This window comes from Candidatus Chlorohelix allophototropha (genome assembly GCF_030389965.1).
In the GTDB taxonomy this organism is placed as follows: Bacteria; Chloroflexota; Chloroflexia; order Chloroheliales; family Chloroheliaceae; genus Chlorohelix; species Chlorohelix allophototropha.
In genome coordinates this window covers 1,289,178-1,310,055 of sequence record NZ_CP128400.1, presented here as the reverse complement: position 1 = coordinate 1,310,055, position 20,878 = coordinate 1,289,178, and the positions used below count along the sequence as shown (strand labels likewise).

Here is a 20,878-nt window from a genome sequence, read left to right as displayed (position 1 = left end):
CATGAATTTCCCTGAAAATTTGAAGTACAGCAAAGAACATGAATGGGTAAAAGTGGAAGGCGATGTTGCCATCGTGGGCATTACCGAATTTGCACAGGATGAACTGGGCGATATTGTTTACGTGGACGCGCCTGATGTGGGCAAGCAGTTGTCCCAAAACCAGACTTTTGGCGTAATTGAGTCGGTCAAAACCGTTTCGGATCTCTATAGCCCTCTATCAGGCGAAGTTATCGAGGTCAATGCAGCGGTAGTAAACACGCCCGAATTGGTAAACAAAGACCCTCACGGAGAGGGCTGGATTATCAAACTAAAAGCCAATAATCTGGCTGAATTGAACAATCTGATGGATTCGGTGGCTTACCGCGCTTTGATCGGTAAATAGCAGGTTCATTTAGAATCCCTCTACCGTTAATCAATTTTGTGTTTGCCTACGGGTTAGCCTGTAGGCAAAAATACCTTTACTAGAAACAGGCTGGTATAAGAGATGAATTATGTTCCTAATTCCGATGTTGAGCTTCAGGAAATGCTGAAAAGCATCGGTGTCGATTCGGTTGAAGAGCTTTTCGAGGTAGTACCCAAACAGGTGCGCTTCCCTAAACTCGACCTACCCAAAGCCCTCTCTGAACTAGAAACAACTCGCCTGATGAACGGTTTGGCTTCCCGCAACTGGAATTTGCGTGATCATGCCTCTTTCCTCGGAGCAGGAAGTTACAACCACTATGTACCCAGTGTAGTTGGGCATTTGGTGGGGCGTTCTGAGTTTTATACCGCATATACTCCTTACCAGCCCGAAGTAAGTCAGGGTACTTTGCAAGCCATTTACGAATATCAAACCATGATGGGCGAACTCTTCAACATGGATGTTTCAAACGCTTCTATGTATGACGGGGCAAGCGCGCTGGCAGAAGCCGCCATTATGGCAGTTAACGTCACTAATAGAAACAAAGTGATAATCCCTAAAACGGTACACCCTGACTCCCGTGCCGTAACGCGCACCTATACCGAACCGCAGGGTATCGTTATCGCCGAATATGAAACCATGGAAGAAGCGGTTGCCGCCCTTGATGACCAAACTGCCGCTCTGTTGGTTCAACAGCCTGATTTTCTGGGGCAGATTCAAGATTTGAAAAAGCTCGCGGATGCGGCTCACGCTAAAGGGGCGTTGTTTGTAGTTTCAGCCTATCCTACCTCATTGGGCTTGCTCAAACCGCCCGGTGAGTGTGGCGCAGATATTGCGGTAGGCGAAGGGCAAAGCCTCGGAATGCGCCCTAGCTTTGGTGGACCTTATGTGGGTATTTTCACCTGTCGTAATGAATATATCCGCAACTTGCCCGGTCGCATAGTGGGACAGACCACCGATAAAACGGGCAAACGCGCTTTTGTGCTAACCCTCCAGACTCGCGAACAGCATATCCGACGCGAAAAAGCCACCAGCAATATATGCACTAACGAAGGCTTGATCGCTTTGGTCGTTACCGTTTACCTGAGCGCAATGGGCAAACAAGGTTTGCACGAAGTAGCGGAACAATGCTATCACAAAGCCCACTATGCCGCTGACGAAATTGCCAAACTTCCCGGTTACAGCTTGCTACTAGAAGGCGCTTTCTTCAATGAGTTCTTAGTACGTGTACCAAATATAGAAATAGTGCAAGCAGCTTGTAAAGAAGCCGGAATAATCGGCGGTTATGCTCTTGGCAAAGAGTACCCCCAATTTGCCGATTGCTTGCTCTTTTGCTGCACCGAAATGAACACCAGAGAAGAAATTGATTGTTTGGTGGAAGTGTTGCGCGGAGCGTAATTTTGGATGAATATGCTGGGTTCGCCTACTATTATGACCTGTATTATTCTGATGTAACCACCGACAATCCATTTTATCTGGAAATCATTCGGCAAGTAGGCGTTGACCCTCATATTCTTGAACTGGCGTGCGGTACAGGGCGTTTGCTCATACCGCTGGTAGAAGCGGGTTATCGAGTCACCGGGTTAGACCTTTCCGATGAAATGCTTGAGCGCGCCCATAACAAGTTAACAGCCCTGCCCGTGCAAGCTCAAGCGCGTACTCGCTTGCTTAAGGGCGACATGCGTTACCCGCGCACCGTTCTTGGTTCAGAAAAGTTTGAGATAGTCATTCTAGGCTTTAACACCTTCCAGCACATGTATGATGATGAAGATCAGATTGCTTGCCTTGAGAATGCGCGAGATATGCTGTCAACTCAAGGTGTTTTTGTGTTGGCAATGGATAATTCAACTCCCGATGAAGAACCCGCCAACAAACTGACCGAGCTTTATGGTGTTATGCATGATCCAGAACGGCAAAGCACCGTAACCTTGATGGTCAGTACTACCGACTTTCCTCACCACCAGATTCGCACTCGACGTTACATGTACTACGAAAGGCTACCGGGCGGTAATAACGATTTAGTTTGTAATACCACCCTCAAGTTGCGCTATTTTTATGCAGATGAGTTAAAAAACCTGCTTGAAAAAGTCGGATTCAAAATAGTAGAGTCTTATGGCAGTTATTACTTTGAAGAGTATGCCGCCGAAAGCCCTCGCATTATATATATTTGTCAGAAAGCAGAGCCGGAACAAGCGTGAACCCCTACGACAACATCGCCGAATATTACGATACTAAGTATGCAAGGTTCGATGCTGACCTTGATTTTTACGTTGAGATGGTACGCCGTGCTGGAGCTAATGCGCGAGTGTTGGAATTGGCGTGCGGTTCAGGACGGGTTACACTTCCGCTATTGGAAGCAGGTTATCGAGTTGCCGGATTGGATGCTTCCGAAAAAATGCTGGAGATTGCACGCAATAAAGCGATTGGTTTTAAAGAAACGGCACGCTTCTTTCCGGCGGACATGCGCAATTTTGAGCTAGGTGAACAATTCGATTTTATTTTCATCGCGCTCAATTCTTTCCAACATCTACTCAGCCAGCCCGAACAAATTGATTGCCTAAACGCTGCCCGCAAACATCTTGCGCCTGCTGGGCTGTTTATACTTGATATACAAAACCCAGAAATCAAGGAACAATATCCCGCCGATGGAAGGCTTGAACTGGATAGCGAGTTTCAGAATCCAAAAAACGGCAATCTGGTGCAGGTTTTCTTAAGCGCTACTGCAGAACCGGCGATGCAGCAACGCCATTATCGCTACATATTCGATGAAATTGAGGCAGATAATAGCTTGCGGCGCACCGTAACATCCTTTAACCTTCGTTATATTTATCGCTACGAAGCGGAACTGCTGCTCGATAAAAGCGGCTTTTCCATCGAAGATTTGTATGGATCTTATGAATTTGACGAATACCACGCAGGCAGCGAAAAATTAATCTATGTGTGCCGCCGCAAAGCTTGATACAAAACTGCGCTTTATTCTGAACTGAAACTGCTTGTGATTCTTCGCACACGGTGAGACAAATAGCGCCAAAGGGCAATATCTTTGCCGATTCTTTAGCCTGACATAAAATTAATGCCCTAGTCCAATATTGCAAGCCTAAAATCGGAGTGTTATAATGTTCACAACGTTTTAATCTGGCTCATAACGATGAAATAGACGGCTTTTGACTTCTAAGCCGAACCTAACCTTTTCTCAAAGGGGATTACAAATGTATCGTGGTCAATTTGGTATGTGGCTCTGGATACTCCATCGCCTCACAGGTGTTGGGATTCTGGGCTTCCTTTTTCTGCATATTGCTGATACCTATCTGGTAGGGCTTGGTCCGAGTTACTACGAAGACCTCGTTTTTCTTTACAAAATCCCACCCTTCCGCATTATTGAAGTGCTTTTGGTAGGGGCGGTATTGTTCCATGCATCTAATGGCTTGCGTATAATCCTGCTGGACTTCTGGGAATCCGCTATCAAATACCATAAGCAGCTTTTTTACTTCACCTTAGCTCTTTTCTTGGTGCTGTGGCTGCCCGCTGCTATAATAATGCTGAGCAGCGTAAAATGGACATAGATACGACGGTTTTTCGATGAAAGAGCGGGTATAAAACCCGCATTTTCTACTAGAAAAAGGAAATTTTAAAACCTATGGCAGTCGAAACTCAAGCTCAATCCCAACAGAAACGTCGCTATACTTCTAAAGGCTCACGTCCCAAACCCGCTAATCAGTTTGAACTCTATAGCTGGTATTTCTTCCGGGTTTCAGGCATCCTGTTGATTATTTTTGCGCTCGGTCACCTTGTAATCATGCACCTACTCAATAATGTGGATGTGATTGATTACCAATTTGTTGCAAATCGCTGGGCTAACCCGCTCTGGCGCACCTACGACCTGATCTTGCTCTTTCTAGCGCTTTTGCATGGCTTGAACGGCGCAAGGGTACTGATTTATGATTATGTCAGCGCAAGAGGCTGGCGTATGTTCGCCCTTTCTACCTTATATGCGGTTGGCATATTCTTTATACTAATCGGATCACAGGTCATCATTACTTTTAATCCGGTTGTGCCGGTAAAGTAATTCTTTTTCACGAGGAGCAAGTCAGAGATGTACCATAAATATGATGCCGTAGTAATAGGAGCAGGTGGGGCTGGCCTGTCTGCTGCTATAAAGCTAGTCGGCAAGGGTAACGTGGCGGTAATCAGTAAACTGTATCCCAGCCGCTCGCATACCGGCGCTGCTCAAGGTGGTATCTGCGCCGCGCTAGGCAATTGCGAGGAAGACCATTGGGAATGGCACATGTTCGATACGGTCAAAGGTGGCGATTACCTGACCGATCAGGATGCCGCCGAAATCCTAGCACGCGAAGCAATTGATGCCATTTACGAACTTGAGCATATGGGATTGCCCTTTAACCGCACTCCCGAAGGTAAAATTGACCAGCGCCGTTTCGGTGGTCACACCCGCAACTACGGAGAAGGTCCGGTACGCCGTGCCTGCTATTCCGCAGACCGCACCGGACATATGATTCTTCAAACTCTATACCAACAGGGTATCAAGAATAATGTAACTTTCTTTAACGAATTCCACCTGATGGATATATTGATCAATAACGGGCGTTGCGTAGGCGTTACAGCTATTGACATCAAAACGGGCGAATTGCACACTTTCCAAACCAAAGCGGCTATTCTTGCTACCGGCGGTTATGGACGCGCTTGGAAAGTTACCTCGAATGCTCACGCTTGCACCGGCGATGGTATGACCAGTGCCTATCGTGCTGGTGTACCCTTGATGGATATGGAAATGTATCAGTTCCATCCCACCGGGCTTTATCGCATCGGCGTATTGCTTTCCGAAGCGGCACGTGGTGAAGGTGGTATCCTGCGTAATTCAGTAGGCGAACGCTTCTGCGAACGCTACGCCCCAACCCTTAAAGACCTTGCCCCACGTGATATGGTAAGTCGCTTTATCGCTCAGGAAATCCGGGAAGGGCGCGGAGCGGGACCAGATAAGGACTATGTGTATCTGCACGTAGATCACCTCGGCAAAGAGGTCATTGACGCTAAATTGCCTGATATTACCGATTTTGCCCGCACCTACCTAAAAGTTGAGCCGTATAAAGAAGGTGTGCCGATTCAGCCTACCGCTCACTACGCAATGGGTGGCGTACCCACCAACGTGAATGGCGAAGTTATAATAGATGAGAACGCCACCGTATTACCCGGCTTATACGCTGCCGGTGAGGTTGCCTGTGTTTCTGTCCACGGCGCAAACCGCCTCGGTACTAACTCATTGGTAGACCTTGTGGTATTCGGACGACGTGCCGGTATGAAAGCGGCAGAATACATCAAAACGGTAGATTTCGAGGAATTACCTGCTAATCATGAATCCAAAGCAAACCAGTTAATTGGTTGGGTTAATGCCGGAACCGATCCCAAGCGCAAGGAAATTGCCGCCGACATTCGCAAAGAATTACAGCGCGAAATGGAAGAAAATGTAAAAGTAGTGCGCAACGAAAAAGGCATGACCCACGCCCTGACAAAAATACAGGAGTTGAAGGGACGCTACCTTAAAGTACGCTTGCAAGACCCAAGCAGTAAATTCAACACCGAACGCTTGGAAATTCTTGAACTTGGCTCGCTGCTTGAAGTTGCCGAAGCCACTGCCAAGGGCGCGCTGGAACGCAAAGAAAGTCGGGGCGCACATTATCGCGAGGATATGTTAAACCGCGACGATGTGAACTTCCTGAAGCATACGCTGGCTTATCGCAGCGAGGATGGTGGTGTTTCGCGCCTTGCCTATAAACCCGTATCCATAACCAGGTTCCAGCCAAAGGAGCGCAAATACTAGCGTATTTTTACAATTCGCAATGAAAGGTTCAAATAGATGCAAGTAACGGTGAAAGTTTTGCGCTTCGACCCTGAAAAGGATAAAAAGGCGCATTTCCAATCCTATGAATTAGAGGCAGACCCGCTTGATAGAATTCTTGATGTACTCAACACCATCAAGTGGTATCAGGACGGTACTCTTACTTTCCGCCGGAGTTGCGCACACGGCGTTTGTGGTAGCGATGCAGTACGTATCAACGGACGTAACCGTCTGGCTTGTAAAGTGCTGGTACAAGATATAGGCAAGAAAATTCAGATTGAGCCAATGCTCGGTTTTACCATTATCAAAGACTTGGTAGTGGACATGGAACCTTTCTTTGCCAAATATCGCTCTATCAAACCCTACCTGATTAATTATGACGATGCGCCTGCCGCCGAGCGGATACAATCTTCTGAAGAACGCGATGTATTCGATGAAACCACCAAGTGTATCCTTTGCGGCGCTTGTAGCGGTAGTTGCCCTCCTTACTGGGCAAGCGGCGATTTTATTGGACCTGCTGCAATAGTAAATGCGCATCGCTTCATTTTCGATACCCGCGACCAAGGCGCAGAAGATCGCCTTGCCGTTCTGGGCGAAGCCGAAGGTCTATTCCGTTGCCGTACCGTCTTTAACTGCACCGATGCCTGCCCACGCGATATCCCGGTAACGAAAGCTATCGAGGAAATAAAGCGCTATATGCTATATCGACGATAATCTGGAACAACTTAAAACTTGTTGTGATAATTTTACCCCCTTCCCCAACCGGGGTAAGGGGGTTTCGTTAATCCCGGAGAGAAAAAAACTTGATTCACCATATCTCACTGGCAGTTTCTAACCCGCCACATGTCGCGGAAATTCTGTCAAAAATGCTGGGGGGCAGCGCTCATCGCTTTAGCATCATCCCCGGAGCATATATGGTATTCACAGGAGATGAAGCCGGCACTACAATTGAAGTTTACCCTGTAGAGACAGAATTAATCCCCGGTGAGGAAGATGCTCCAGTCAGTTTCCAGCAAACTCAGTGTATCGCATCTTATTCTGCTACCCACGCTGCCATTTCTATAAAATTAAGTGAATCAGAAGTTCTTGCTATCGCGGAAAAAGAGGGTTGGCGTTCTAGGCGTTTCCGACGCGGAACTTTCGATGTAATTGAATTCTGGATAGAAAACCGGGTTATGCTGGAATTTCTAACACCAGAAATGGCTGCCGACTACCTAAAAATACACTGTCGCTAGGAGAAAAGCTTATGCTTGAGCTTTTTGCTCAAACTATTGCAAGAATCGAAGAATGGAAAGCGCAGCCTGATGTACTTGGAATAGTTTTGGTTGGCTCCAAAGGTCACGGGCATGCCGATTCGCTCTCAGATGATGATCTCGAAATAGTGCTAAGCGATGAAGCACATGCCCGACTTTCTCCTGCCGAATGTGGTGAAATTCTGGTGAACGAAGCCAAAAAGAAACTGATCTATGATGTCCAATACATCAGCCTTTCCTACCTACAACAAAAACACCTGTCTCCTCATGACCTTGATCACTGGCCCTACCAACGCGGGCAAGTATTGTACGCCCGAAACGGACTTGTGACTAACGCAGTCGAAAAAGCGGGGCAAATGACCCCTGAATTCAGGCGTTTGCGGCTATTACACGCTACTATCGACACATGGATTGTACCGCGACGCGCCGAAAAAACTATCAAGCGAGGCTACGAAGCCTCCAATCGCCTGATCATCTCGCGTGGGGCTAAAGCGTTAGCGCGGCTGATTTTTGGGCTGGAATGGCGTTGGGTGCCGCTCGACCATTGGCTTGAGGCTGAACTAACTACTCTGGAAGATTCCTCACAAGTAGCTCCCCTGCTGGTAAAAGCGCTGGAAAAAGGCAAGCCCGCTCCACTGGCTGAAGCGCTCGACCGCCTCGAGGAGCGTCTTTTCGCAGAGGGTATTCCTCGCCCTGCCGAGCGTAGAGAGCTATTTTTCGAACTTATACATCCCTCGCGTGCTACCGAAAGAAGTATTCACGGCTTGTATTAAACAAAGGAGTAAATATGATTTGTCTAGCGGTTACTTATATCATCAAGCCCGGTCACGAAAATGAAGCTATAAATCTCCTAAAAATCATGACCGAGTTGACCCGTGAGGAACCGGGCAACCTGCTATACATAGCGCATCGCTCACCTACTCAGCCAAATCGCTTCTTCCTATACGAGCAATATACCGAGCAAGCAGCGGTGGACGCGCATCGCGCTTCCCCCCATTTCCAACAATATGTGATAGGTGGCCTTTTTAACATCTTGGAAAGCCGCACTCCTGAAAGCTACGAACCAATTTAGTAATAGAAACTCAAATACATCCTAGAAAGCGGGCATGAAATTTTACTTTTCTGCTCGTTTTTTTATTGATTTCCAACGTTTTATTTGTTACAATTCCAACAACCGACGGGTCGGTCGGTTTTGTAGCAAGATAAGGAAACACGATGACCGACAGGCAGGATCGCAGCCACACACGTATAGAGAAAATATTGGATGCAGCGGTAGAGATATTCTCCCGCAAAGGTTACCGTGATAGTGGCGTAGATGACATCGTGGTGGAGTCGCAAACTTCAAAGGGCGGTATCTATTTTCATTTCCCCAACAAGCAAGCGATCTTCCTGACTCTGCTCGATCGTATGGCAAACTTGCTACATTCCCGCGCTGAAGAAGCCCTAAATGCCGAGCCAGACCTGCTGAAAAAAGGCGACGCCCTCTTGCTAAATATGCTCAAAACCTTTGGGAGTCATCGCCGTCTCACTCAGCTTTTTCTGGTAGAAGCGCTTGGCGCAGGTCACGAATTTAATGACAAGATAATGGAGCTACACGGACGTTTCTCTACGTTGGTGCAAAGCTATCTGGATGAACTGGTGAAGGCAGGGGTAGTTGCCCCAATCAATAGCCAAGTGGCAAGTATTGCGTGGTTCGGAGCGGTAAACGAAACTGTTACGCGCTGGATACTTACCGGACAGCCTGTCAATCTGGAAGATGCATACCCTACCTTGCGTTTATTGCTGAGACGCGGTGTCGGGTTAAATTAATAAGATGAATCAAAGTGGCATAAAATCGGAGTTATTTTCGATGGCAATTGCAACCGAAATTTTTACAAGTACATCAGAGTTAGAAAATATCTTCAGTACGGGAGCGCGTCAGGCGGCAGAACTTGGTAAAGCCATTCTCGTCAGCTATACCGTACCAATTGACGCGGCTAACCCAATAGAGCTATTCGGACGAGCGCACCAACTCAACCAAACCGCTTTTTATTGGGCGCGCCCTGATAGTAATTTTACGCTGGTGGGAGCCGGAAGCGCCTTTGAAATCATCACCGAAGGCGAAAGTCGCTTTGAAACCGCCGCCCACGAATGGCGAGAGCTTTTACAGGATGCCCTCATTTTAAATGAGGATGATGTCTGGGGTAGCGGGCCTGCGCTGATGGGGGGTTATTCCTTTGACCCGCTTTATAAACGAAGCTCTTTGTGGGAAGGCTACCCTGATGGCTTACTTATATTACCGAAAGTGCAACTGACTTTTAGCGATAACCGCTGTTACTTCACTGCCAATGTTCACCTTAACGCCGATACAGATACATGGGATAAAGCCGAAGAGATTATCCAACTTTATAATGCGCTGGTACAACCCGCCCACCTTGACTACGAACCGGGCAGATTGGCGTTTGAAGAACTGCTTCCTGCCCGTACCTGGAAAAATATCGTAGAAACTACCGCCGAAGATATTGCCAAGGGCAAATTCAAAAAAGTGGTGCTGGCGCGTGCTGCCCGTGTTACCGCCGAAAACAAAATTGATGTGGCACGAATGCTTTGTCGCTTAGAAGCCAGCTACCCTACTGCTATCACCTATGCCGTTAGCCGAGGCGAACAATGCTTTGCAGGCGCTACCCCTGAAAGGTTGGTACGCTTACAAGGCGGTCTGGTGCAAACTATGGCGCTGGCAGGCTCGATTGCGCGTGGTGCAACCTCCGAGAAAGATAACCGTCTAGGTGATAGCCTGATGAATAGCGGCAAAGACCGCTCCGAACACGCGATTGTGGTAGGTATGATCAAAGATGCTTTCGAAAAAGTGTGTTCCGAAGTGAATGTGCCTGAAACACCACAACTGCTAAAACTCAAGAACGTACAACACTTACTCACCCCAGTAATCGGCAGGTTAGCCGCCGACAAAAGTATTCTGCAACTGGTAGAGCAATTGCACCCCACTCCTGCGGTGGGGGGCTTGCCGGGACGTGAAGCCATCGCCGCTATTCGTGAACGAGAACAGCTTGATCGTGGTTGGTACGCTGCCCCTGTCGGCTGGCTCGATCGCCGTTTTGAAGGAGAGTTTGCCGTTGCGCTGCGCTGTGCGCTGGTCAAAGGCAAGGCTGCAACCCTTTTTGCTGGCTGCGGCATCATGGGCGACTCGAATCCTGATAGCGAATACGCCGAGTCTAATTTAAAAATGCGAGTAATGTTATCCGCCATAGAGAATAGCTGAAATGTATCGTGAACCTGAAAACCCAACCTACGCTTATGTTGATGCCTTTGTAGAAGAACTGGCACGCGCCGGGATGCAACATGTAGTAATAAGCCCCGGCTCTCGCTCCACCCCGTTGGCTTACAGCTTTGCCCGCAACGGCAACATAAAAGTCTGGATGCAATACGATGAGCGCTCCGGCGCTTTCTTTGCGCTTGGTATGGCTAAAGCCAGCCGTAAGCCCGTTGCGCTGGTTTGTACCAGTGGCACTGCCGCTGCCAACTACTTTCCCGCTATCACCGAGGCGCAATTATCACGAGTCCCATTGTTGGTGCTTACCGCCGACCGTCCCCCCGAATTGCGTAATAACGGCGCACCGCAAGCGATTGATCAGCTTAAAATATATGGGGATTATGTAAAGTTGTTTGTTGAAGCTGCCCTGCCCGAAGCCAGCGAAGATATGTTGCGTTATGCCCGTACCATTGCCGGACGCGCTTTCGGAACTGCGCTGGCAAAACCATCTGGGGCGGTGCATATAAACTTTCCGTTCCGCGAACCACTCATCCCTGCTCCCATACCAGGTCAACCGTTACCCGCTGTAGAAAAGCGCAACCTCGAAGCATGGCAAGGGCGTGCCGGGGCAAAGACGTACGTCACCTTATCGCAAGCTCCTCGCCGTCTCGCCAAACCTGAGCTTGGCAACCTCGCCCAGACGCTTTCTTCCCAACAACGAGGCGTGATAATCTGTGGCGCAATTGACGAACCGGAATTGTCTGAGCAGTTGGTAAAACTGGCAGAGACATTGCAATTTCCAATTCTGGCAGACCCGCTTTCAGGCTTGCGTACTGGAAGCCACGACAAGAACCTAATAATAGATAATTATGATGCTTTTCTGAGAGATGAGGCAATAGTAGCTGGATTCGCACCCTCTATGGTGCTGCGTTTCGGGGCAATGCCCACTGCCAAACCCGTCTTGCTGTGGCTCAAACGCTTCTCGGAATGTCCTCAAATCGTAGTGGATAGCGGGGATGGCTGGCAAGAGCCAACCATGTTGGCAACCGAAATTATACATGCAGACCCCACCTTGCTCTGCCGCGACCTTTGCATGCAGCTTGCCGACTCCCAGAGTACCACCGAAAATAGCTGGTTGTCAGGTTGGCTTGAAGCTTCGCACCTTGCCCATGAAACCGTTCAAGCAATAATGGGCGAACTAGATGAACCGTTTGAAGGCAAAATCTTCACCGAATTGCGTGAGTTGCTACCGGAAGGCGCAATCTTGTTTAGCAGTAACAGCATGCCTGTGCGCGATATGGATACCTTTTTCTCCAGCACTGACAGAAACATCCGACTTATGTGCAATCGGGGCGCAAACGGCATTGATGGGGTGGTATCCAGCGCGTTGGGTGCAGGCGCGGTTACAAGCGCACCCCTAACGCTTGTTATAGGAGATCTCTCCTTTTATCACGATATGAACGGGCTGCTAGCAGCAAAATTGCATCAGTTGAACGCCACCATCATTTTGATAAATAACGATGGGGGCGGTATCTTCTCCTTCCTGCCGCAAGCCTCTTACCCTGAGAATTTCGAGCTATTATTCGGCACACCGCATGGATTGGATTTCCGCCATGTCGCCGCTCTGTACGGCGCGGAATACACCCTTTCCACTAACTGGCACACCTTCCGAGAAGCGGTCAGCAGCAGTTTTGCAAAACCCGGACTTAAAATAATCGAAATTCCGACTACACGCGCCCAAAATGTTATCCAGCACCGCCGGTTCTGGGGACCAATTGCCGAGAGGATAAAAGCGGGGGTATGGAGCAGGCTCTAGCCTACAACTACCGCCGTGAAGGGCATAGTACAACCCTCGCCCTGTTACATGGCTTTACCGGCAGCGCGGCAAGTTGGAATCCGCATATTGTGGCATTTTCCGACGTTGCCGATGTTCTAGCAGTAGATGCGCCGGGGCATGGTAATTCTCCTGCACCCGCAGACCCTGCTCTCTACTCACTTCCCCATACCACCGAAGCCTTTCTAAAATTATTAGATATCTTGAACCTATCGCGGGTGGTTTTGCTCGGCTATTCAATGGGCGGGCGACAAGCGTTGCATATCGCTACAACCGCACCTGAAAGATTAGAAAAACTGGTGCTAGAAAGCGCGACACCCGGTATAATAGACCCGGCAGAACGAGTTGCTCGGCGCGAAAGCGATGGCAAACTGGCAGATTTTATGGAGCGCGAAGGGCTAGAAACCTTTGTAAATCATTGGGAGAATATACCGCTCTTTGCAAGCCAGAAACAATTGTCGCTAACAGTAAGGGCAGCGCAACGGGTGCAGCGTTTGCAAAACAACCCGGTTGGGCTGACGAACAGCTTGCGGGGTGCGGGAACGGGAACACAAGAACCGCTACATGCGAAACTGAAAAAACTGCAAATTCCGGCGCTGCTCATAGCCGGAGAGCTAGATTTGAAATTCTGTGCAATCGCCCAACAAATGCACGAACTTATACCGCAAAGTCACCTCGAAATTGTGCAAGAGGCGGGACATACGGTACATTTGGAGAAACCAGACGAGTTTGATCGTTTGGTACTGGATTTCCTGAAGATTTAAAAACGCTTGTTTGTGCGTTCTGTATTTTTACAAGGAGGATAGAATAATGCCGTTGGTAGAGTGGTACAAAGCAAAAAAATATGGCGACATCATCTACGAAAAGTGCGAGGAAGGTATCGCTCGAATCACGATTAATCGCCCGGAAGTGCATAACGCCTTTCGCCCTGATACCCTTTTTGAATTGAGCGAAGCCTTCAAGGACGCGCATGAAGACCCGAATGTGGGCGTGGTGCTATTTACAGGCGCAGGCGGGAAAGCCTTCTGTTCAGGTGGCGACCAGCGCGTACGTGGCGTGGGTGGTTATGTCGGTAAGGACGGAGTGCCGCGTTTGAACGTGCTAGAACTCCAGCGCCAGATTCGCGTAATGCCAAAGCCTGTTATCGCGGTAGTGGCAGGCTATGCTATCGGTGGCGGTCATGTGCTGCATGTGGTTTGCGACCTCACTATCGCTGCCGAGAACGCCATTTTCGGGCAGACCGGACCTAAAGTAGGCAGCTTCGACGGCGGTTTTGGTTCTTCATATCTTGCCAGCATCATCGGACAGAAAAAAGCGCGTGAAATCTGGTATCTGTGCCGCCAATACAACGCACAAGAAGCGCTCCAGATGGGCTTGGTAAACACCGTAGTGCCGTTGGAAAAACTGGAAGAAGAGTCTATCCAATGGGCTTTGGAAATGCTGGATAAAAGCCCGATTGCGCTGCGCTTCCTGAAAGCAGCTTTCAACGCCGATTTAGACGGTCAGATGGGCTTGCAAGTGCTGGCTGGCGATGCCACAATGCTTTACTACATGTCTGAAGAAGCAATAGAAGGCAAAACCGCTTATGTCGAAAAGCGCAAGCCCAATTTCAAAAAGTTCCCGCGCCTGCCTTAATCTGGAATAAAGGCAAGGGGCTTAAGTAGGGGCGAATACACAGATTCGCCCTAAAACCGTAATAATGACACAAACATCGGAACAAAATCTAATACCGGACTGGCTGAAGCGGCGCGCCGAATCTTCTGCACACAATATCGCCCTTATCTTCAAGGATGAGACGTTGCGCTGGGCAGAACTTTACGACAAGGCGTTACTGTATGCCGGGCAGATGGCAGCACAAGGGGTAGAGGCAGGGGCGCGAGTGGCGTTGCTACTGGGCAATACTCCCGCCTTTGTTTGCGCCATACACGCTACGGCACAACTTGGCGTAGTAGTAGCGCCCCTCAACACTCGCTTGACTGTTGCTGAATTGGGCTGGCAGTTACAGGATGTACAACCTGCCTTGCTGCTGTACGATGCGCCAAACGCTGCCAAAGCAATGGAACTCGCTTCATATACAATCTGCCCAATTCTCAGCCTTGAGGAATTGGCAGCGACAAAACCTATTGCTATCCAGCAAACTGAATATTACGCCAAAGACCAGACTCACAGCATTATCTATTCTTCGGGGACAACCGGCAAACCCAAAGGGGTGATGCTCACCTGCGGCAACCATCTCTGGAACGCGCTGGCTTCTTGCCTTAATTTGGGCTTGCAACAGGATGACCGCTGGCTGGCAGTTTTACCGCTCTTTCATGTGGGCGGTATGTCCATTCTATTACGCAGCGTGCTTTACGGTATCCCGGTGGTATTGCACGAATCATTCGACCCTGCCACTATCAATCGCTCTATCACTGAAAACCGCGTTACTATTATCTCGGTGGTAGCGAACATGCTCCAACGTATGCTGGATGAAAGCGGCGACAGTGGCTACCCTTCCCACTTGCGTTGTGTACTAACCGGGGGTGGTCCTGTTCCAAGACCGTTGCTGGAACGCTGCGCTGCCCTAAATATACCGATCACCCAAACCTACGGCATGACCGAAACCGCTTCGCAGGTTGCCACTCTCTCCCCTGTGGATGCGCTAAATAAACTGGGTTCAGCCGGACGCGCCCTCTATCCAAGCGAGATTAAAATCCTGCATAAAGAAGTATCTCACGATGGTGTGGGTGAAATACTGGTGCGTGGTGCGATAGTAACAGCGGGCTATTTCAATCGCCCCGAAGAAACGACGCAAGCATTAGCAGAAGGCTGGTTACACACCGGAGACCTCGGCAGGCTGGATGAGGACGGCTATCTCTATGTGGTGGATCGGCGCAGCGATTTGATAATCTCAGGGGGAGAAAACATCTACCCGGCTGAAATCGAAGCGGCACTATTAGCACATCCGACAATAGAAGAAGCGGGCGTGGTGGGCGTTCCTGACGAACGGTGGGGGCAAATCCCCGTTGCAGTGGTAAAATTGCGCGAGAACACAAACGTAACCGAAGCCGGATTGATAGAATGGTGTAGTGCGCGACTGGCTCGCTATAAAGTGCCAAAACGGATAGTCTTTGCTGAAAGTCTGTCTCGAAATGCAGCCGGAAAGCTAGTACGACGACTACTGAAAGATTCACTATTGAAAAAAACGGAGTAGTATGACACCCGCAGGACAGATAAAAAACAAACCCACTAAACGGCAAGCATGGCTAATGGCTTCGCGCCCCAAGACCTTACCCGCCGCCACCGCCCCGGTGCTTGTGGGTACGGCAGCCGCGTTTTACGATAAAGGGTTCAGCCTTTTCCCGGCGTTGGCAGCACTGGCAGGCGCATTATTAATCCAGATTGCCACCAATTTTGCCAATGATGTTTTCGATTACAAAAAAGGGGCTGATACCGCCGAAAGGTTAGGTCCGGTGCGCGTCACTTCGGCAGGCTTGCTAACCCCAAAAGAAGTGTTCACCGGAATGTGGGTGGTATTCGGACTAGCAACATTGGTTGGAGTGTATCTGGTAGCAGTAGGCGGTTTGCCGATCGTAATAATCGGGTTGCTCTCCATCGCATCGGGCATCGCCTATACCGGAGGGCCTTTTCCATTGGGCTATAACGGGTTGGGTGATATTTTCGTTTTCATTTTCTTTGGTCTGGTAGCCGTTTGCGGAACTTATTATGTACAGGCAGGAACGGTTGGGGCATTGGCGTGGTGGTGCGCTATACCGATAGGCTTGCTGGCAACCGCTATCATCGTGGTCAACAACCTGCGCGATGTGAAAACTGACCGGGTGGTTGGTAAAAAAACAATGGCAGTACGAATCGGAGAGAACGGCGCAAAGGCAGAATATGTGCTTCTGGCGGCAGTATCATATTTGGTAGCCCCTGCCATGTGCGTAGCGGGCGTTGCGCCTTGGTGGACGATGCTGGCATGGCTTTCGCTGCCTCTCGCCTATCAGCAAATCAAGCTAGTTTTCACCGTCACCGGACGCGCCCTAAACAAAGCGTTAGGCGGTACGGGTCGCCTTGAACTGGTATATGGATTGTGCCTAGCCGTTGGATTGGTAATAGCCCGTTTGCTTGGTAGCTAAGATTTCACAATCATACGGCTTTGTGTTATGCTTAGAAATGTGGTTTTAGACCGATATTGTTGGAGATAATGGACACTACCCACCAAAATCAAAATACACTCGCCCGTTTCCGCTTTGCCCTTATGGATATGGATGGTGTGCTGTATCGAGGCAACCAATCCTTGCCGGGCTTGGTGGAATTTTTCGACTTCCTAGAGCATGCCGGTATTGGCTATAGGTTGCTCACCAATAACGCCAGCATGACTTCGGACGATTACCACCACAAATTGTTGAAAATGGGCGTGGATGTACCACCAGAGAAAATTATCACCAGCCCGTTGGCAACTATATTACATCTGCGTAAAATTGCGCCAGAGGGAGCGGGTATTTACGTGATAGGTATGGCAGCACTGCGCCGTACCCTATTCGGTGAAAATGAGCAAAACGGTCTCTTTTATTTCGATGATAAAACCCCCCGCTTTGTAGTACAAGGCGCAGATTTCAATCTGGTATATGAATCTTTGCGTAAAGCAACGCTGCTAATCCGAGCAGGCGCAACCTACATTGCCACCAACGCCGACCCAGTATTCCCCTCCGAAGAAGGGCTTATTCCGGGGGCAGGTAGCGTAGCCGCCTTGCTACAGACCGCCAGTGGGCAAAGGCCTTTTATCATAGGCAAACCCGAACCAATTATGTATGAACTTGCGCTAGAACAACTCGGCGCACAAAAGCACGAAACCGTTATGATTGGCGACAATCTTGTAACAGACATTGAGGGCGCATTGCGGTTAGATATACCAACCATCATAACCCTGAGTGGTGTTACCAGCCCTGTCGAGTATGCTGCAAGCCTGCTTAAAGCCGATTTAAGCTTTAACGGCTTACCAGAATTAACTGCCGCATGGCAATCTGTCTTATAAAACCCGGAGAAAGTATATATGGAAAAGAAAGCAGTTCAAACCGACAAAGCCCCAGCCGCCATAGGTCCTTACAGTCAGGCTATTCGGGTTGGCAACCTGTTGTTTACCAGTGGGCAAGTGCCAATAGACCCCACTAACGGCGAAATTACAGGCTGGGAAATCAAGGAACAGGCTCGACAGGTGTTTATCAACATTCAAAACCTGTTGGCAGCACAAGGCTGTACGTTGGCGAATGTAGTCAAAACCACCGTTTTCCTACGTCACATGAGCGATTTCCCAGAGATGAACGAAATTTACGCGGAATTCTTCAGCGGCACTATCTACCCCGCCCGCAGTACGGTTGAAGTGAGTCGGTTGCCGAAGGATGCGCTGATCGAAATTGAAACCATTACCCTAATTCCAGAATAGTGCAAAGTACCGAAACAACATTTCAATTTGATTACGAGAACGAAGCCATCATTGAGGGGCGCGGCATCGGGAATCCTGATGCGCGTGACCTCGGTGCAATTCGATTGCGCCGTTTTTTGGCTGCTTTCGCTGCCTTGCCATCCGGCACAAAAGTGATGGAGCTTGGCTGTGGCGCAGGAAGACAATGCCGCACCCTCAAAAAGCTACGCCCGGAATTAGAGGTGCATGGCTGTGATTTAAGCCATCGCGCTATTGCTGAAGCCGTATCGGCTGCTGATGGAGTAGAATATCGTATTTCAGATGCAGCGCAATTGCCCTATCCAGATGCCGATTTTGAAGCGGTGATGCTTTTCGATGTGCTAGAGCATGTACCCGATGTTGGCAGCGTGGTAAGCGAAATAGCGCGAGTGCTGAAACCGGGCGGTCTCTTTCATGCCTTTATCCCCATCGAAGGGCAACCCGGCACACTTTTTTATCGCCTCAGAAACAGTCGCCTTCTACCCATTGCCCGTTGGAAAAAAGAGCGCATTGGGCATATCCAACAATTAACCGATACCGAAATAATCGCCCTATTTGCTGCCAACGGCTTGACGCTAGTTGATAAAAGCTACAGCTTTCACCTAATGGGGCAAATTCTAGACATAGCCGACTATTGGCAGCGTGATTGGCAAAGTGGAAACCGCCCGGTGTGGCAAAAGAAATTTGCCAAAGTGGTCGCCAAAGCAATTATGTACCCCACGTGGCGTTTGACATATTTAGAAGACAACCGACGTGCTGCTAGTAACCGCGCCACCGGTTTGCACTTGACCTGTCGCAAACGCTAATGCTTTACCTCACGGGTCAAAGTTATAGCTCGGACGAGGTTAGCTCCCGCCCCTTTCAAAACCGTACCGCAAGCATTTAACGTTGCACCGGTTGTACATACATCATCCACCAGTAAAATGTTTTTTCCGGCGAGTGAAGCGCCACGCCACTCAAAGGCATTGGCTACATTCTCCGCGCGTTCGTACAAGCCCAAACCCACCTGTGAGCGAGTTTGCCGAACCCTTACCAGATGCATTTCATCTAGCTTCAGCTTGCAAACTACGCGGATACTTTGTGCCAATAACCCTGCCTGATTATAGCCCCGCTTTCGTAAGTGGGTGCTATGCAACGGTACTGGCACTAACAAATCTGAATCCTGCCAGCCCTGCCGGTTAATTACCACTGCCATTTCTGCCCCCAATACGCCTGCCAACGCCCGCACACCCCGATATTTCAGCTTTAAAACCGACTGGCGAATTGTGCCGGTGTGCATAAAAACGCTGCCCGCTGCATCCAAATAGCGTGAGGGCATGTTGCAGAGTGCACTATAACAGCGCGAACCGTTAAGGGGCGCACCACAAACCGGGCAATAAGGTTGTGATATATAAGGAAGTGATTTTCGGCAATCAGGATGAAGCCATTGACCGAGTTTACCGCAAACAAGGCAGCGTGGCGGAAAGAAAAAATCCACCAATATGCCTGTCAGTTTCATGCTAATTTTCCTGCCATTCCAGTAAATCACCAAGTTGCGTGGCGGTTTGGGTGGCAGTGTGAGCGGGCAACTCCACTACATAATGCGCCTTTGGAACTATCTTGCTGATTCGCCACGGCTTGAGGTTATGCGAAATATACACTACCTTATGCGCTTTGTCGGCGAAAATCACATCAATAGGAATACGCATAAAAAAACAGTGAACACTATTGTTAGGAATGATAATTAGCCCATCCCCCGGTTCAAGCGTCTTACGCCCCATCAATCCCACGAAACGAGTCCAGATACTATTGGCAACTTTTCCATTGCTCATCAACGCAATATTTCGAGTTTTGTTAATTACTTTCATAGGCTTTCAGGCAAAAAATAAGCCCGGACCGTTTGCAGCGGACCGGGCAGACAGTAACAGAATTATTCAACATTAAACCCCATAGCTTTGGCTACAGTTGGGATTACCGGACCAAGAATTACAATATAGATAGTCGGCAATATCAGAAAAGCCATAGGGAAAAGCATCTTGATGGGCGCTTTATGAGCCAGTTCTTCTGCCAGTTGGCGGCGGCGGATACGCATCTGATCGGCTTGAATCCGCAACACTTTGGTCATACTTACACCCAATTGATCAGCTTGAACAATAGAAGCTACGAAAACACTTAATTCCTGCACATCACAACGGATTGCTAGTTCTTTAAGAGCATCGCGGCGTGTTTTACCGACCCGTTGCTCTGCCAACATACGCTTGAACTCTTTACCAAGTTCATTATCCCATTTCTCAGTGACACGCAACAATGCCTGATCAAAACCAAGACCAGCCTCAACGCAGATAGTAAGCAAATCAATTGCATCGGGAAGCGCTCTCAAAATGGCACGACGGCGTTTTTTCATCTTACCGCCCAACCAGTAAACCGGAAGCATGAAGCCTAACACGAAGAAAATTACCGGACCTAGAATACGCCAAGTCATCGGCGTATTTGCAAGAAAGAGCAATATTCCTATTAGACCGCCCACCAAGAACGCTGACAGTAACCGTATTCCCAGAAAATCGGCAGGTGTCATATTATTGGGGTTACCGGCAATAGCCAAATTCTGGCGCAACCTATCCTGAGTGGCGTTAGGGGTAAAAGAGCTAACGATACGCGCAAAAAACGCGATTATCGGTCTTATAACGCGATCCCTGAAAGGTTGTTCGAGTTCAAGCGTTTCAAGAGAAACCGGTTTTTCAATATATTCAGCGAGGCGTTGTTCCACTAGGTCAGGACGATTGCGACGTAGTATAAAATAAGCTGCTAACGCCATCGCAATACCTATAACCAGTACACCTATTATTACAGGTAATATTCCCTGCATAC

Annotated in this window: 24 protein-coding genes; 21 read left to right on the top strand and 3 right to left on the bottom strand. The window is 49.0% G+C overall.

Annotated features, from left to right (window positions below; all coding sequences use genetic code 11):
- Position 1 precedes the first annotated feature (1 nt).
- The 21 genes from gcvH to OZ401_RS18140 all read left to right on the top strand — a co-directional run bounded on the left by gcvH (position 2) and on the right by OZ401_RS18140 (position 18,837).
- The gene (gene gcvH, locus OZ401_RS18240) at positions 2 to 382 is read left to right on the top strand and encodes a glycine cleavage system protein GcvH (RefSeq protein ID WP_341469952.1); all 381 of its coding nucleotides are present in this window, start codon (positions 2 to 4) and stop codon (positions 380 to 382) included.
- A 102-nt stretch (positions 383 to 484) separates the two neighbouring features.
- Complete coding sequence (gcvPA, locus tag OZ401_RS18235; protein WP_341469951.1) at positions 485 to 1,798, top strand: aminomethyl-transferring glycine dehydrogenase subunit GcvPA; 1,314 nt, start codon at positions 485 to 487, stop codon at positions 1,796 to 1,798.
- 2 nt (positions 1,799 to 1,800) lie between these two features.
- Entirely contained in the window at positions 1,801 to 2,598 is a 798-nt protein-coding gene (locus OZ401_RS18230; protein ID WP_341469950.1) for a class I SAM-dependent methyltransferase, read from the top strand.
- Entirely contained in the window at positions 2,568 to 3,359 is a 792-nt protein-coding gene (locus OZ401_RS18225; protein ID WP_341469949.1) for a class I SAM-dependent methyltransferase, read from the top strand. The genes OZ401_RS18230 and OZ401_RS18225 overlap by 31 nt, the downstream gene beginning before the upstream one ends.
- Before the next feature lie 250 nt (positions 3,360 to 3,609).
- Positions 3,610 to 3,963, top strand: coding sequence for a succinate dehydrogenase, cytochrome b556 subunit (sdhC, locus tag OZ401_RS18220; RefSeq protein WP_341469948.1), 354 nt, complete (start codon positions 3,610 to 3,612; stop codon positions 3,961 to 3,963).
- 74 nt (positions 3,964 to 4,037) lie between these two features.
- A complete protein-coding gene (locus tag OZ401_RS18215; RefSeq protein ID WP_341469947.1) occupies positions 4,038 to 4,466 on the top strand; it encodes a succinate dehydrogenase/fumarate reductase transmembrane subunit in 429 nt (142 codons plus the stop codon).
- A gap of 27 nt (positions 4,467 to 4,493) precedes the next feature.
- Positions 4,494 to 6,236 (top strand): succinate dehydrogenase flavoprotein subunit, encoded by a 1,743-nt coding sequence (gene sdhA / locus OZ401_RS18210; protein WP_341469946.1) that lies wholly within the window; start codon positions 4,494 to 4,496, stop codon positions 6,234 to 6,236.
- A 36-nt stretch (positions 6,237 to 6,272) separates the two neighbouring features.
- Positions 6,273 to 6,968, top strand: a complete 696-nt coding sequence (locus tag OZ401_RS18205) for a succinate dehydrogenase iron-sulfur subunit (RefSeq protein WP_341469945.1) — start codon at positions 6,273 to 6,275, stop codon at positions 6,966 to 6,968.
- Between the two features lie 89 nt (positions 6,969 to 7,057).
- A complete protein-coding gene (locus OZ401_RS18200) occupies positions 7,058 to 7,489 on the top strand; it encodes a hypothetical protein (protein WP_341469944.1) in 432 nt (143 codons plus the stop codon).
- A gap of 11 nt (positions 7,490 to 7,500) precedes the next feature.
- Positions 7,501 to 8,280 (top strand): hypothetical protein, encoded by a 780-nt coding sequence (locus OZ401_RS18195; protein ID WP_341469943.1) that lies wholly within the window; start codon positions 7,501 to 7,503, stop codon positions 8,278 to 8,280.
- 14 nt (positions 8,281 to 8,294) lie between these two features.
- On the top strand, positions 8,295 to 8,579 hold the full coding sequence (locus OZ401_RS18190) for a putative quinol monooxygenase (protein ID WP_341469942.1): 285 nt from the start codon (positions 8,295 to 8,297) through the stop codon (positions 8,577 to 8,579).
- A gap of 143 nt (positions 8,580 to 8,722) precedes the next feature.
- On the top strand, positions 8,723 to 9,316 hold the full coding sequence (locus tag OZ401_RS18185) for a TetR/AcrR family transcriptional regulator (RefSeq protein WP_341469941.1): 594 nt from the start codon (positions 8,723 to 8,725) through the stop codon (positions 9,314 to 9,316).
- 40 nt (positions 9,317 to 9,356) lie between these two features.
- The gene (locus OZ401_RS18180; protein WP_341469940.1) at positions 9,357 to 10,763 is read left to right on the top strand and encodes an isochorismate synthase; all 1,407 of its coding nucleotides are present in this window, start codon (positions 9,357 to 9,359) and stop codon (positions 10,761 to 10,763) included.
- A gap of 1 nt (position 10,764) precedes the next feature.
- Entirely contained in the window at positions 10,765 to 12,570 is a 1,806-nt protein-coding gene (gene menD / locus OZ401_RS18175; RefSeq protein ID WP_341469939.1) for a 2-succinyl-5-enolpyruvyl-6-hydroxy-3-cyclohexene-1-carboxylic-acid synthase, read from the top strand.
- The gene (gene menH, locus OZ401_RS18170; RefSeq protein WP_341469938.1) at positions 12,555 to 13,352 is read left to right on the top strand and encodes a 2-succinyl-6-hydroxy-2,4-cyclohexadiene-1-carboxylate synthase; all 798 of its coding nucleotides are present in this window, start codon (positions 12,555 to 12,557) and stop codon (positions 13,350 to 13,352) included. Before menD ends, menH begins: the two co-directional genes overlap by 16 nt.
- 46 nt (positions 13,353 to 13,398) lie before the next feature.
- Positions 13,399 to 14,223, top strand: a complete 825-nt coding sequence (menB, locus tag OZ401_RS18165) for a 1,4-dihydroxy-2-naphthoyl-CoA synthase (protein ID WP_341469937.1) — start codon at positions 13,399 to 13,401, stop codon at positions 14,221 to 14,223.
- Positions 14,224 to 14,287: 64 nt separating this feature from the next.
- Positions 14,288 to 15,781, top strand: a complete 1,494-nt coding sequence (locus tag OZ401_RS18160; RefSeq protein ID WP_341469936.1) for an o-succinylbenzoate--CoA ligase — start codon at positions 14,288 to 14,290, stop codon at positions 15,779 to 15,781.
- A gap of 1 nt (position 15,782) precedes the next feature.
- Positions 15,783 to 16,706, top strand: coding sequence for a 1,4-dihydroxy-2-naphthoate polyprenyltransferase (locus OZ401_RS18155; protein ID WP_341469935.1), 924 nt, complete (start codon positions 15,783 to 15,785; stop codon positions 16,704 to 16,706).
- A 68-nt stretch (positions 16,707 to 16,774) separates the two neighbouring features.
- Positions 16,775 to 17,605, top strand: a complete 831-nt coding sequence (locus tag OZ401_RS18150) for an HAD-IIA family hydrolase (protein ID WP_341469934.1) — start codon at positions 16,775 to 16,777, stop codon at positions 17,603 to 17,605.
- Between the two features lie 18 nt (positions 17,606 to 17,623).
- The gene (locus OZ401_RS18145; protein WP_341469933.1) at positions 17,624 to 18,013 is read left to right on the top strand and encodes a RidA family protein; all 390 of its coding nucleotides are present in this window, start codon (positions 17,624 to 17,626) and stop codon (positions 18,011 to 18,013) included.
- Complete coding sequence (locus OZ401_RS18140) at positions 18,013 to 18,837, top strand: class I SAM-dependent methyltransferase (protein ID WP_341469932.1); 825 nt, start codon at positions 18,013 to 18,015, stop codon at positions 18,835 to 18,837. The genes OZ401_RS18145 and OZ401_RS18140 overlap by 1 nt, the downstream gene beginning before the upstream one ends.
- Here the strand turns inward: OZ401_RS18140 and OZ401_RS18135 are convergent.
- The 3 genes from OZ401_RS18135 to OZ401_RS18125 form a co-directional block, all read right to left on the bottom strand.
- A complete protein-coding gene (locus OZ401_RS18135; protein WP_341469931.1) occupies positions 18,834 to 19,529 on the bottom strand; it encodes a ComF family protein in 696 nt (231 codons plus the stop codon). The genes OZ401_RS18140 and OZ401_RS18135 overlap by 4 nt on opposite strands.
- A 1-nt stretch (position 19,530) precedes the next feature.
- Positions 19,531 to 19,878, bottom strand: coding sequence for a DUF192 domain-containing protein (locus OZ401_RS18130; RefSeq protein ID WP_341469930.1), 348 nt, complete (start codon positions 19,876 to 19,878; stop codon positions 19,531 to 19,533).
- A 62-nt stretch (positions 19,879 to 19,940) separates the two neighbouring features.
- A complete protein-coding gene (locus OZ401_RS18125; RefSeq protein ID WP_341469929.1) occupies positions 19,941 to 20,876 on the bottom strand; it encodes a type II secretion system F family protein in 936 nt (311 codons plus the stop codon).
- Positions 20,877 to 20,878: the final 2 nt, after the last annotated feature.

Excerpts from the sequence above, each read along its gene's own strand:
- OZ401_RS18150 (WP_341469934.1), top strand. The coding sequence starts at position 16,775 with ATGGACACTACCCACCAAAATCAAAATACACTCGCCCGTTTCCGCTTT.
- OZ401_RS18125 (WP_341469929.1), bottom strand. The coding sequence starts at position 20,876 with ATGCAGGGAATATTACCTGTAATAATAGGTGTACTGGTTATAGGTATT.
- OZ401_RS18135 (WP_341469931.1), bottom strand. The coding sequence starts at position 19,529 with ATGAAACTGACAGGCATATTGGTGGATTTTTTCTTTCCGCCACGCTGC.
- gcvPA (WP_341469951.1), top strand. The coding sequence starts at position 485 with ATGAATTATGTTCCTAATTCCGATGTTGAGCTTCAGGAAATGCTGAAA.
- OZ401_RS18190 (WP_341469942.1), top strand. The coding sequence starts at position 8,295 with ATGATTTGTCTAGCGGTTACTTATATCATCAAGCCCGGTCACGAAAAT.
- OZ401_RS18180 (WP_341469940.1), top strand. The coding sequence starts at position 9,357 with ATGGCAATTGCAACCGAAATTTTTACAAGTACATCAGAGTTAGAAAAT.
- menH (WP_341469938.1), top strand. The coding sequence starts at position 12,555 with ATGGAGCAGGCTCTAGCCTACAACTACCGCCGTGAAGGGCATAGTACA.
- OZ401_RS18130 (WP_341469930.1), bottom strand. The coding sequence starts at position 19,878 with ATGAAAGTAATTAACAAAACTCGAAATATTGCGTTGATGAGCAATGGA.
- OZ401_RS18215 (WP_341469947.1), top strand. The coding sequence starts at position 4,038 with ATGGCAGTCGAAACTCAAGCTCAATCCCAACAGAAACGTCGCTATACT.
- OZ401_RS18185 (WP_341469941.1), top strand. The coding sequence starts at position 8,723 with ATGACCGACAGGCAGGATCGCAGCCACACACGTATAGAGAAAATATTG.
- OZ401_RS18160 (WP_341469936.1), top strand. The coding sequence starts at position 14,288 with ATGACACAAACATCGGAACAAAATCTAATACCGGACTGGCTGAAGCGG.
- OZ401_RS18155 (WP_341469935.1), top strand. The coding sequence starts at position 15,783 with ATGACACCCGCAGGACAGATAAAAAACAAACCCACTAAACGGCAAGCA.
- gcvH (WP_341469952.1), top strand. The coding sequence starts at position 2 with ATGAATTTCCCTGAAAATTTGAAGTACAGCAAAGAACATGAATGGGTA.
- sdhA (WP_341469946.1), top strand. The coding sequence starts at position 4,494 with ATGTACCATAAATATGATGCCGTAGTAATAGGAGCAGGTGGGGCTGGC.
- OZ401_RS18205 (WP_341469945.1), top strand. The coding sequence starts at position 6,273 with ATGCAAGTAACGGTGAAAGTTTTGCGCTTCGACCCTGAAAAGGATAAA.
- OZ401_RS18195 (WP_341469943.1), top strand. The coding sequence starts at position 7,501 with ATGCTTGAGCTTTTTGCTCAAACTATTGCAAGAATCGAAGAATGGAAA.
- menD (WP_341469939.1), top strand. The coding sequence starts at position 10,765 with ATGTATCGTGAACCTGAAAACCCAACCTACGCTTATGTTGATGCCTTT.
- menB (WP_341469937.1), top strand. The coding sequence starts at position 13,399 with ATGCCGTTGGTAGAGTGGTACAAAGCAAAAAAATATGGCGACATCATC.
- sdhC (WP_341469948.1), top strand. The coding sequence starts at position 3,610 with ATGTATCGTGGTCAATTTGGTATGTGGCTCTGGATACTCCATCGCCTC.
- OZ401_RS18145 (WP_341469933.1), top strand. The coding sequence starts at position 17,624 with ATGGAAAAGAAAGCAGTTCAAACCGACAAAGCCCCAGCCGCCATAGGT.